The organism is Spirillospora sp. NPDC047418 (assembly GCF_040643275.1).
Taxonomy (GTDB): domain Bacteria; phylum Actinomycetota; class Actinomycetes; order Streptosporangiales; family Streptosporangiaceae; genus Spirillospora.
The window spans coordinates 1-10,873 of record NZ_JBEYTW010000011.1; the positions used below are offsets into that span (position 1 = coordinate 1).

A 10,873-nucleotide genomic window follows, 5' to 3' on the forward strand; every position below is an offset into this window, starting at 1 on the left:
GCCCCACCCCCCCGTTGTTTGTGGGTGTCTTTTTTTTTTAGCCCCGGAAAAATAAAACCCCCCCGCGCCTCAACAACGAAGAGGGGGGCGGGGGTTAGGGGGGTCGCGGGGGATGCGTAGGACGAAGCGGGCGCCTTGGGTGCTGTCGGCTGCCACGAGCGTTCCGCCGTGGGCGCGGGCTATGTCGCGGGAGATCGTCAGGCCGAGCCCGGTGCCGGAGCGGTCGCGGGCCAGGCTCTCGGGGAGCCGGTGGAAGCGCCAGAAGACGCGCTCGCGGTCCTCGGGCGCGATGCCCGCGCCGTCGTCGCGGACCTCCAGCACGGCGTCCGGCCCGTCGGCCGCCACCGTCACCCAGATCCGCGACCTCGTGTGCCGCTCGGCGTTGTCCAGGAGGTTCGTCAGGACCCGCACCAGGTGGTGCGGGGTGGCCCGCACCATGACGCCGGCGGCCGTGTCGACCTCGACGGGGACGCGCCGCGACCGCCGGCTCGCCTCCGCGCGCACCAGCTCGCCGAGGTCGACGCGCCTCCGCTCGACGTCCACGCCGGCACCGAGCCTCGCCAGGACGAGCAGGTCGCTGACGATGCCCTGCAGCCGGTCGGCGTCGCCGAGCGCCGCCCGCGCGACCGCCGGCCAGTCCTCGTCCTCCGGATGCTCCAGCGCGACCTCCAGCTGGGCGCGCAGCCCGGTCAGCGGGCTGCGCAGCTCGTGCGAGACGTCCGCGACGAAGGCGCGCTGCCGGGACAGGACGTCCGCCAGCCGGTCCAGCGTCACGTTCACCGACGTGGCCAGAACCGACACCTCGTCGTTCGGGCCCGGGACGCTGACCCGCCGGTCGGTCTCGCCGCCGGTGATGTCGGCCAGCTCGGCGCTCATCACCCGCACCGGCCGCAGCGCACGCCGCACCGACAGCGACACGATCCAGCCGACCGCGGCGGTCGCGAAGAGCGCCATCGCCAGCAGCAGGGCCATGAACCGGCCCTTGTACTGGGTGAACTCGTTGATGGGCGCACCGGCGTGCATGATCCGGACGCCGTCGCGGGTCCGCACCAGCTCCGACACGAGGTAGACCTCGGCCTTCCCTCGCACGTGCACGGTGCGGAACTCCGGCCGGCCCTCCGCCCGCGGCGCCGGCACCTTCAGCGGCCCGCGCCCGGACAGCGACTCGCTGGAGGCGAGCACGGCGCCCTTCCCGTCCACCACCTGCAGCAGCGTGAAGTCGGGATCCTGGACGTGCAGGGTCCCGCGCGGGTCCGTCTCCCGGACGATCGTGGACAGATCCGAGATGACCAGCGTCCCCTGGCCGTGCAGCCCGTCGTACACCGCGTGTCGGACTACCTGGTAGAACCCCGTGATGCCGACGGCGAGGAGCAGGCCGACGATGAGCGTCGCGGCGGCGGTCACGCGGGTCCGAACCGACCAGCGCGACGGCGACAGCGCGCCCCCGAGTCTCCGCACCCCGGCGCTCCTCCCCTTCCGGCCCGCGCGTGGCGTGTCCGGCGCCGCGATCGGGCCGCCGCACGCGCGTCCCGGCACCCGGGGGACCGGCGCAGACAAGGTTCTTCCTGGTCACGACTCCCCGAAACCTCACCGCGGGCGGGCGCCGCCGCAGCGGCGTACCGGAGGGCGTTCGCGCACTTCATCGCGGATCCCGCCCATAATCCGCCGCCGAACGGGGATGGACGGACGGGAACTGACCGAGGGAGCCAGGAACACCGCATGGACGGAGACATCAGGCCGCTCGAACCCGCCGACCCGCGCGAGGTCGCCGGGCACACGCTGCTGGGCCGGCTCGGGTCGGGCGGCATGGGGACGGTCTACCTCGGCGCCGACCCGGCGTCCGGCGGGCGCGTCGCGGTGAAGACGATCCACCCGCACCTGGCCCGCGACCCCGTCTACCGCCGCCGGTTCAAGGACGAGGCGTACCTCGCGAGCCGCGTCGCGTCGTTCTGCACCGCGCGGGTCCTCGCGCACGGCGAGGAGGGCGGCCGCCCCTACCTCGTCACCGACTACGTCGGCGGCGTCTCGCTGCACAGCCGGCTCGCCGCCGAGGGCCCGCTGCCGCCCGCCGACCTGCACGGCGTCGCCATCGGCGTCGCCTCCGCGCTCGCCGCCATCCACGCCGCGGGGCTCGTGCACCGCGACCTGAAGCCCGCCAACGTGATGCTCACGCTGTCCGGCTGCCGCGTCATCGACTTCGGCATCGCCAGCGGGCAGGACGAGACGAGCGGCGCCGACGCGTCCGGCAAGGTGCTCGGCACGCCCGGCTGGATGGCCCCCGAGGTGCTCGTCGGCGGCCCCGCGACCCCGGCCGCCGACATCTTCGCCTGGGGCTGCCTCATCGCGCACGCCGGGACGGGGCAGATGCCGATCGGCGGCGACCCCGCGACGCTCCGCATCGGGGACCCCGACCTGACCCGGCTGCCCGAATCGCTGGTGCCCGCCGTCCAGGCCGCGCTCGCACCGGACCCCGTACACCGTCCCACCGCGCCCGACCTGCTGCTCTCCCTCGTCGCGCAGCCGCCGCCGCACCGGCATATCGGCGGCTGGCCGGAGGCGGACCCGGCGCCGCGGCCGCAGCGGCCCGCCGACCCGGCGCCGTCCGCCCCGCCCCGCTGGGAGGAGACCGAGACCAGGGCGTTCACCCCGCCCGGCATGGCCATGGGCGCCATCGCGCCCACCCTCCGGACCCGGCTGCTGGCGGGCGTCGGCGCCGCCGCCGGGACGCTGCTGATCGGCGCCATCATCAGCGGCTTCACCCAGGGCAGGAGCGACTCGCCGGCGGCACCGGCCACGGCGGCGCCGGCGAGCCCCGCGGCGCCGGCCGCGCCGCCGAAGAGGACGGGCGCCGTCAGGCCGGCGGTGGCCAAGCGGCCGCCGGTGAAACCGCCCAAGCAGAAGCACCGGCCCAAGCACCAGGTCAAACAGGGCAAGCACGGCAGGCACAAGGGCGGGCACCGGCGGGGTTAGGGCGCCCGCGCGGCGGACGTGCCGGTCAGGTGCGCCAGATGAGCACGAGCGCGCAGTCGTCGTCGCGGGTCGCCGACATCGTCTCGACCAGCTCGCGCGCGCCGCTGCCGAAGCCCTGCGGGACGAGCCGCTCCGCCTCGCCGAGCAGCCGGTCGATCCCGGCGTCCAGGTCGCTGCCGGGGGACTCCACCAGCCCGTCGGTGTAGAGGAGCAGCGCGTCGCCGGGGCGCAGCTTGCCCGTCTCGGGGACGCAGTTCAGGTCGGGTACCACGCCGAGCACGACGCCCTTGGCGGAGCTGACCCGCCAGTCGCCGCCGCTCGCGTCGAACTGGACCGCCGGCGGATGCCCGGCCGACTCGACCGTGTACTCCCCCGACGCCAGGTCGACGACGACGTGCACGGCCGTGACGAACCCCTCGTCCCACCGCTGCCGCTGCAGGTAGGCGTTGCAGGCGGGCAGGAAGCGGTCGCTCTGGATCGATCCAAGAAGCCCGCCGAAGGCGCCCGACAGCATCAGCGCCCGGGTCCCCGCGTCGGTGCCCTTCCCGGAGACGTCGACGAGCGCCACCTCCAGCGTGTCGCCGTCGCAGGACGACACCACGAAGTCGCCGCCGAACGACGACCCGCCGGCCTGCAGCATCACGACCTGCGTCTCCCAGCCGTCCGGCAGCTCGGGCATCTCGCCCTGCCGCCGCAGCCGGTCGCGCAGCTCCAGCAGCATCGAGTCGCCGCGCAGGCCCTGCACGCCGAGCTGCTGCCGGGTGCGGGCCAGGGTGAGCGCGAGCACCGCCGTGATCGTCAGCGTGGCGATCATGCCGGGGCCGATCGCGGCGACCTCCTGCCAGGCGTTGTAGGCCGCCATCACGACGACGACGCCGAGCAGCGCGAGCAGGCTGCGCACCTTCAGCAGCAGCCCGCCGCCGAGCACGATCAGCACCAGCGCGCCGGACGGGGCCAGCCCGCGCGAGTCGCTGGTGGTGGCGAGCCCGATCGCGATCGCCAGTACCGCGAGGACCGCGAAGACGTTCCGCTCCCTGGTCAGCTTCCCCTGCCGGGCCAGCCGGTACAGCGCCACGAGCACCGGGATCCGGCGCAGCACGGCGCGGACCCGCGGCGGAAGGAGCTGCACCAGTCGTTGAAGCATGACTCCGGCACTGTACCGAGCAATCGGCCCCGCCGGTCGCTATCCGGGGACCCGGTGACTCCTTGCAACGGTCCAGCTCCGTTTTATATGGGTATGTGTCACCCCGGGGACAGGTGGTTCCGCGGTGAGAGGAGACGGCGCATGGTCCAGTCCGGGATGCGGATCACGGTGGACGCGGCGATGCGCGCGCGGGACGTGGCGCGTCCCCGCCCCGGCGGCGGGGAACCGCCGGCCGACGACCCCGGTCCGGGCAGGGCCGCCGAGCCCGCCCGGCGCACCAAGGCCGAGAAGAACGCGCGGCGCCGCCAGGGCAAGCGCGGCGCCGCCGCCCGCAGACCTCCCGAGAACGACCGCTGACCGCCGCCCGCGGACCCGCGGAGAACGGCCGCTGACCGCCGCCCGCAGACCTTACGAGAACAGCCGGTGACCGCCGCCCGCAGACCCGCCGGGAACGGCCCGGTGACCGCCGCCCGCGGATTTGCCGGGAACGGCCGGTGACCGCTGCTCCCGGCCCCCGGCGCCGGCGGGGGCTCTCAGCCCTCGCGCGGGAGCGGGGGGAGTTCGCCGGTGTGCTCGTAGGCGCTGAGCATCCTGATCCGGCGGGTGTGGCGCGGCTCCTTGGAGTAGTGCGTCCCGATGAACAGCTCGACGAACCGCGCCGCGGTGTCCAGGTCGTGCTGGCGGGCGCCGAGCGCGATGACGTTGGCGTCGTTGTGCTCGCGGGCGAGCCTGGCGGTGTCCTCGTTCCAGACCAGCGCGGCCCGCACGCCCTTGACCTTGTTGGCCGCGATCGCCTCGCCGTTGCCGGAACCGCCGACCACGATGCCGAGCGTGCCCGGCTCCGCGGCCGTCCGCTGGGCGGCCCGCAGGACGAACGGCGGGTAGTCGTCCACGGCGTCGTACGCGAACGCGCCGCAGTCGACGGCCTCGTGCCCGTTCTCCTTCAGCCAGGAGACCAGGTGCTCCTTCAGCTCGAAGCCGGCATGGTCGGTTCCAAGAAACACGCGCATGCGGAAAGTCTCGCAGGTCGCCGGGCGCCGCTCGCGCGGGGGTCGGGTCGCCGGGTCAGGCGTCCCCGCCGTCGCGCTTGCGGTCGATGATCGTCCGGTCGGCGAGGCCGAGTTCGTCGTCCTGCGGGGCGTCCTGCGCCGCGTCCGCGGGCGCGTCCCGCTTCGGCTCCTCCGGCGCCTCGGGGGCCTCGGAGGCCGCGGGCGGGGCCTGCTCGGGCGCCGGCGCGGACGGCTGCGGCGGCACGGGCGGCGCACCGTACTGCTGCGGCTGCGGCTGCTGGGGCTGGGCGTGCTGCGGGTACTGCGGCTGCTGGTACGGCTGCTGCTGGTACTGCTGCTGGACGGGCTGCTGGGGCATGCCGCCCCAGGGCTGCTGCGGCTGGGCCTGCTGCGGGACGTACGGGACGGCCTGCTGCTGCACCGGCTGCCCGTAGGGCTGCTGCACCGGCATGGCCGGCTGCTGCGGCGCGTACTGCCCCGGCTGCCCCGGCTGCCCCGGCTGTCCCGGCTGACCTGGCTGCTGCGCCGCCGCGCCGCGGGTCATGAAGAAGCCGAGCAGCATGCCGAGTCCCGCGAGCCAGCCGTAGGCGAAGCCGAAGCTCGCTCCGCGCGTGAGCGCCCCGAAGATGAACGGTCCGCTGCCGCTGCTGATGTCCAGCACCCAGCGCAGCATGACGCCGATCACGAACCCGGCGATTCCGCCCGCGACGACCGTGGCCCACCAGCCGGTCACGACCGCGCCGATCGCGCCGCGCCGGGGGTCGACGGCGCGGGCGCCCGCCACCGCGAGCAGGATCAGCAGGACGAAGAACAGCACGACGCCGATGTCCAGCACGGCGACGTACTTCCAGGCGTAGTGGCCGGGGGTCAGCCTCCACGAGGGGAAGAGCAGCCAGGACAGCGGCGGTGCGATGCCCTCGTCCCAGTGGAGCCCCGTGTCGTTGATCGCATCGATGACCCACTGGTTGCCCAGCAGGATCGAGATGAGGGCGATGGGAACCACCGCGCCGCCCGCCATGACCAGCATTCGCCGCATCGTCATGGCGGGCAGGGTAGTGGTGATCGCTGCCCGCCGGTAGGGCCGGGGCTACCGCGCGTAGGCGGTGCCGGCCGCGGCCGGGAAGCGGAAGTCCGGGTCGACCTGCGCTTCCAGGTCCTCGCCCGCGGCGCGGCTGGCCCAGCGCCGCGCGTTCTTCACGTGGAACTCGACGGCCTGCCGCTGGAACGTGTCCCAGTCCTTGACGCGTCCGTCGACCTCGGCGCGCATGCGGTCGAGGGCGGCGGTGTTGCCGTCCTCCAGCGCGACGCCGCCGCGGCCCTGCTCCAGCGCCCGGACGGCGGCGGACTGGCCGAGCCAGGTCAGCAGGTCGTCGCCGACGTGCTCGCGCAGGTAGGCGACGTCCTCCTCGCTCTGGACCTTGTTGCCGACGACGCGGATGGCGACGTCGTAGTCGCGGGCGTACTCGGTGTACTGCCGGTAGACGCCGACGCCCTTGCGGGTGGGCTCGGCGACCAGGAACATCAGGTCGAACCGCGTGAACAGCCCGGAGGCGAACGTGTCGGCGCCGGCGGTCATGTCGACGACGACGTACTCGCCCGGCGCGTCCACGAGGTGGTTGAGGTACAGCTCCACCGCGCCGGTCTTGGAGTGGTAGCAGGCCACGCCGAGGTCGTCGTCGTTGAACGGCCCGGTGGCGAGCAGCGTGACGCCGCCGACGTCCTCGCCCGCCTGGTGGAACGGGTCGTCGCCGCGGAACCGCAGCAGCCGCGAGCCGGCGCCGGGCGGGGTCGTCTTGGCCATCGCGGACGCGGACGAGATGCGCGGGTTGTCGCCGCGCAGGTGCTCCTTGAGCTGCGGGAGCCGGTCGCCGAGCGCGGGGACCTTCGCGGCGCGGGCCTCGTCCAGGCCGAGCGCGACGCCGAGGTGCTGGTTGATGTCGGCGTCGATGGCCACCACCGGCAGCCCGCGCCCGGCCAGGTGCCGGACGAACAGCGACGACAGCGTGGTCTTGCCGCTGCCGCCCTTGCCGACGAACGCAACCTTCACGAATGCCTCATTTCGGGTATGAAAACCGTTACCAGTGTCGAGACGTCGAGTCTTGCGAAGGCGGCGCGGGGAGGCAAGCGGAACGGCCGAAGAGGGCCCGACCGGATCGCCGTTCCTGTGGGGGGCGCCCCCCACGCCCCCCGGCAAGGGCCGCTGACCGCCGCCCTCCGCTCCGCTGGAGCTCCGCTCCAGGCGTCGGTCAGCGGACGGCGGCGGCCGGGTCGAAGCCGAACGGGAGCTCCAGCCGGTGGGCGGCCAGCAGGCCGGCATCCATGAGCAGGTCCCGGGTGGGACGGTCGGCGGTGATGACGCCGCCCGACAGGATCACCGCGCGCGGGCACAGCTCCGCCGCGTACGGGAGGTCGTGCGTGACCATCAGGACCGTCACGTCCAGGCTCAGCAGGATCTCGGCCAGCTCGCGGCGGCTCGCCGGGTCCAGGTTCGAGGACGGCTCGTCCAGCACCAGGATCTCCGGCTCCATCGCGAGGACGGTGGCGACGGCGACGCGGCGGCGCTGCCCGAAGCTGAGGTGCTGCGGCGGCCGGTCGGCGACGTCGGCCATGCCGACGCGGTCCAGGGCGTCCATGACCCGGCGGTCCAGGGCGGCGCCGCGCATGCCGAGGTTGGCGGGACCGAACGCGACGTCCTCCCGGACGGTCGGCATGAACAGCTGGTCGTCGGGGTCCTGGAAGACGATGCCGACCCGGCGGCGGATCTCCCGCAGCGCCTTCTTGTCCTTCGGGTCGACCGCGAGCCCGCCGACCCTGACCGCGCCGAGGCCGCCGTGCAGGATCCCGTTCAGGTGCAGCACCAGCGTGGTCTTCCCGGCGCCGTTCGGCCCGAGCAGCGCGACCCGCTCGCCGCGCCCGATCGTCAGGTCGACGCCGAACAGGGCCTGCGTGCCGTCCGGGTACGCGTACGCCAGGCCCTCCACCTCGAGCGACGGGGTCATGGCACCATCCAAGCAGCCAGGGCGACGAGGGCGGCGGCCGAGGGCAGGACGGCGGCGGCGGTCCACTGCGCGGCGGACGCGCCGACGTCGTGCAGCACCGGCATCCGGCCGTCGTAGCCGCGGCTCACCATCGCCAGGTGGACCCGCTCCCCGCGCTCGTAGGAGCGCAGGAACAGCGCGCCGACCGACTTGGCGAGCACGCCCGTCGCGCGGAGGTCGCGCGCCTCGAAGCCCCGGGACGCGCGCGCCACCTTCATCCGCTGCAGCTCCGCCGTGACGACGTCGCCGTAGCGCAGCATGAACGTGGCGATCTGCGTGATGAGCTGCGGCATCCGCAGCCGCTCGATGCCGAGCAGCAGCAGCCGCGGCTCGGTGGTCGCGGCCAGCAGGATCGAGGCGACGACGCCGAGCGTCCCCTTGGCGAGGATGTTCCAGGCGCCCCACAGCCCGCTCTCGCTGAGCCGCAGCCCCAGCACGGCGATCTTCTCGCCCTCGGCGACGAACGGCATGAGGAACGCGAACGCGACGAACGGCACCTCGATGACGATCCGCCGCGCCACCGTCCCGAACGGGATCCGGGCTACCGCCGCGACGGCCGCGAGCAGCAGCGCGTACACGGCGAACGCCCAGATCCGCTCGCGCGGCGTGGCGACGACCAGCAGCACGAACGCCAGGACGGCGACAAGCTTGCACTGCGGCGGCAGCCGGTGCACCGGTGAGGCGCCCGGCACGTAGAGCCGGTGCGCGTGGCCCGCGCCCATCAGCCCTTCCGCGCCGGCTCGGCCGGCGCCTTCCCGTCCTCGGACCCGCCCTCGGCCTCGGCGCCGGACCCGGCCCCGGAGCCGCGCCGCCGGACGCCCCAGAACAGCCCGCCGCCGACGAGCAGCACCAGGCCCACGCCGATCACCCCGGACAGCCCGCCGGACAGCCGGGCGTCCTCGACGCCCTTGACGCCGTAGTCGCCGAACGGGGAGTCCTTGAGCGAGTGGTCCTTCTCCTTGGCGCTGATGCCCTTGTCGGCGGCGACCTTCTCCAGCCCGTCGGGGTCGCCCGAGGCGTAGTAGCTGACGACGCCCGCGAGGACCAGCGAGACGAGCAGGAACCCGATGAAGAAGCGCTTCGTGGTCATATCGGTTCCCCTCTCAGGCGCGGGACGGCTCGGTGTCGGTGCTCTGCCCGGCGGTGCGCAGCTCCAGCGGCTTCAGCAGCCCGCGCGCCCCGTAGACGAGGTCGGGCCGGACGGCGAGCACGCTCGACACGGTCGCGGCGGTGATCAGCGCCTCGCCGATCCCGATCAGGACGTGTACGCCGATCATCGCGGTGGCGACCTTGGCGATCGACACGTCCGCGGTACCGCCGACCGCGTAGATCAGCGTGAACACGACGGCGGCGGCCGGAACCGAGACGACGGCCGCGACGAACGACGCGGCCGACACCGACGTCCTCGTCTTGGGCAGCACCCACAGCAGCAGCCGGAACAGCCCGTACCCGACCACGACCGTGGTGAGCGCCATCGTGGTCACGTTGACGCCGAGCGCGGTCAGGCCGCCGTCCGCGAACAGGAGCGCCTGCATGAGCAGGACGACCGAGACGCACAGGACGCCGGTGTACGGCCCCACGAGGATCGCGGCGAGCGTCCCGCCGAGCAGGTGCCCGCTCGTCCCGGACGCGACCGGGAAGTTGAGCATCTGCGCGGCGAACACGAAGGCGGCGGTCAGCCCGGCGAGCGGCGCGGTGCGGTCGTCCAGTTCGCGCCGGGCCCCGCGCAGCGCGATCCCGACCCCGGCCACCGCGACCGCACCGGCCGCGACGGACACCGGGGCATCGATAAAACCGTCCGGTACATGCACGTCTTCACCTTCCCTGCCCGATTGCACCAGCAGGACCAGTTTGGCGGCACATAGCTAGTAGTTGCAAGATGGTCGCAATAGCAAGCCCGATGTGACTCGCGGGCCACCCCGCGCGGAGCCGGCCGGCTCAGTCGAAGCTCGGGTCGACCGTCCGCGTGCGCTTGAGCTCGAAGAAGCCGGGCGTGGAGGCGACCGCGACGACGCCGTCCCAGAGCTTGACCGCCGCCTCGCCGCGCGGGATCGGGGTCACGACCGGGCCGAAGAACGCGCTGCCCTCGACCTCGATGACCGGGGTACCGACCTCCTGGCCGACGCGGTCGATGCCGTCCTGGTGGGACGCGCGCAGAGCCTCGTCGAAGGCGGTGGAGTCGGCGGCGTCCGCGAGCGCCGGGTCCAGGCCGGCGGCGGTCAGCGCCGCCTCGATGAGGGCGCGGTCGAGCTTCTGCTTGTCGTGGTGGCGGCGCGTCCCCATCTCGGTGTAGAGCCGTCCGAGCACCTCGGAGCCGTACTTCTGCTCGGCGGCGATGCACACGCGCACCGGACCCCAGGCTTCGGCGAGCATCTTCCGGTAGTCCTCCGGGATGTCCTTGTCCTCGTTGAGGACGGCCAGGCTCATCACGTGCCAGCGGACCTGGATCGGACGCTGCCTCTCCACTTCCAGGACCCAGCGGGACGTGATCCACGCCCAGGGGCACAGGGGATCGAACCAGAAGTCCACCGGGGTCGGTGCGTTTTCAGTCAACGTCGCCTCCTAGAGCGAAACGGCTGCCTTAGACCGACAACCGGGGTGTACCCGTTCCGATTCCCGGGACGGGAGGGCATCGAAGCCCGCACCTTAGGCCGTGGCGGGCGGACCCGAACGGCGTCCGGTTGGTAGACATGACTTCATCAAGCGAATAA

12 protein-coding genes are annotated in these 10,873 nt (G+C 73.6%); 2 read left to right on the forward strand and 10 right to left on the reverse strand.

Annotation, left to right across the window (positions count from 1 at the left end):
- Positions 1–69: 69 nt before the first annotated feature.
- Positions 70–1,458 carry a sensor histidine kinase gene (locus ABZ806_RS09200; protein WP_500216358.1) on the reverse strand — a complete coding sequence of 463 codons (1,389 nt, stop codon included), beginning with the start codon at positions 1,456–1,458 and terminating at the stop codon, positions 70–72.
- A 261-nt stretch (positions 1,459–1,719) separates the two neighbouring features.
- On the opposite strand from ABZ806_RS09200, the gene ABZ806_RS09205 reads away from it, so the two are divergent.
- Positions 1,720–2,970, forward strand: coding sequence for a serine/threonine-protein kinase (locus ABZ806_RS09205; protein WP_500216359.1), 1,251 nt, complete (start codon positions 1,720–1,722; stop codon positions 2,968–2,970).
- Between the two features lie 25 nt (positions 2,971–2,995).
- Here ABZ806_RS09205 and ABZ806_RS09210 read toward each other — a convergent pair whose 3' ends face one another.
- Complete coding sequence (locus ABZ806_RS09210) at positions 2,996–4,114, reverse strand: PP2C family protein-serine/threonine phosphatase (protein WP_500216360.1); 1,119 nt, start codon at positions 4,112–4,114, stop codon at positions 2,996–2,998.
- A 141-nt stretch (positions 4,115–4,255) separates the two neighbouring features.
- Here ABZ806_RS09210 and ABZ806_RS09215 point away from each other — a divergent pair, with 141 nt between their 5' ends.
- Positions 4,256–4,471: a hypothetical protein gene (locus ABZ806_RS09215; RefSeq protein WP_500216361.1), complete on the forward strand. Its 216-nt coding sequence runs from the start codon at positions 4,256–4,258 to the stop codon at positions 4,469–4,471.
- A 176-nt stretch (positions 4,472–4,647) separates the two neighbouring features.
- Here the strand turns inward: ABZ806_RS09215 and ABZ806_RS09220 are convergent, their stop codons facing one another.
- From ABZ806_RS09220 to ABZ806_RS09255, 8 genes are all read right to left on the reverse strand, one after another.
- Complete coding sequence (locus ABZ806_RS09220; RefSeq protein WP_500216362.1) at positions 4,648–5,124, reverse strand: ribose-5-phosphate isomerase; 477 nt, start codon at positions 5,122–5,124, stop codon at positions 4,648–4,650.
- 55 nt (positions 5,125–5,179) lie between these two features.
- Positions 5,180–6,166: a hypothetical protein gene (locus tag ABZ806_RS09225; RefSeq protein ID WP_500216363.1), complete on the reverse strand. Its 987-nt coding sequence runs from the start codon at positions 6,164–6,166 to the stop codon at positions 5,180–5,182.
- Between the two features lie 45 nt (positions 6,167–6,211).
- A complete protein-coding gene (locus tag ABZ806_RS09230; RefSeq protein WP_500216364.1) occupies positions 6,212–7,171 on the reverse strand; it encodes an ATP-binding protein in 960 nt (319 codons plus the stop codon).
- Between the two features lie 199 nt (positions 7,172–7,370).
- On the reverse strand, positions 7,371–8,123 hold the full coding sequence (locus ABZ806_RS09235; protein WP_500216365.1) for an energy-coupling factor ABC transporter ATP-binding protein: 753 nt from the start codon (positions 8,121–8,123) through the stop codon (positions 7,371–7,373).
- Positions 8,120–8,884, reverse strand: coding sequence for a cobalt ECF transporter T component CbiQ (gene cbiQ / locus ABZ806_RS09240; RefSeq protein WP_500216366.1), 765 nt, complete (start codon positions 8,882–8,884; stop codon positions 8,120–8,122). The genes ABZ806_RS09235 and cbiQ overlap by 4 nt, the downstream gene beginning before the upstream one ends.
- The gene (locus tag ABZ806_RS09245) at positions 8,884–9,252 is read right to left on the reverse strand and encodes a PDGLE domain-containing protein (protein ID WP_500216367.1); all 369 of its coding nucleotides are present in this window, start codon (positions 9,250–9,252) and stop codon (positions 8,884–8,886) included. The genes cbiQ and ABZ806_RS09245 overlap by 1 nt, the downstream gene beginning before the upstream one ends.
- A gap of 13 nt (positions 9,253–9,265) precedes the next feature.
- Positions 9,266–9,940: an energy-coupling factor ABC transporter permease gene (locus ABZ806_RS09250; RefSeq protein ID WP_500216368.1), complete on the reverse strand. Its 675-nt coding sequence runs from the start codon at positions 9,938–9,940 to the stop codon at positions 9,266–9,268.
- A gap of 160 nt (positions 9,941–10,100) precedes the next feature.
- The gene (locus tag ABZ806_RS09255) at positions 10,101–10,715 is read right to left on the reverse strand and encodes a mycothiol-dependent nitroreductase Rv2466c family protein (protein WP_500216369.1); all 615 of its coding nucleotides are present in this window, start codon (positions 10,713–10,715) and stop codon (positions 10,101–10,103) included.
- Between the last annotated feature and the right edge of the window lie 158 nt (positions 10,716–10,873).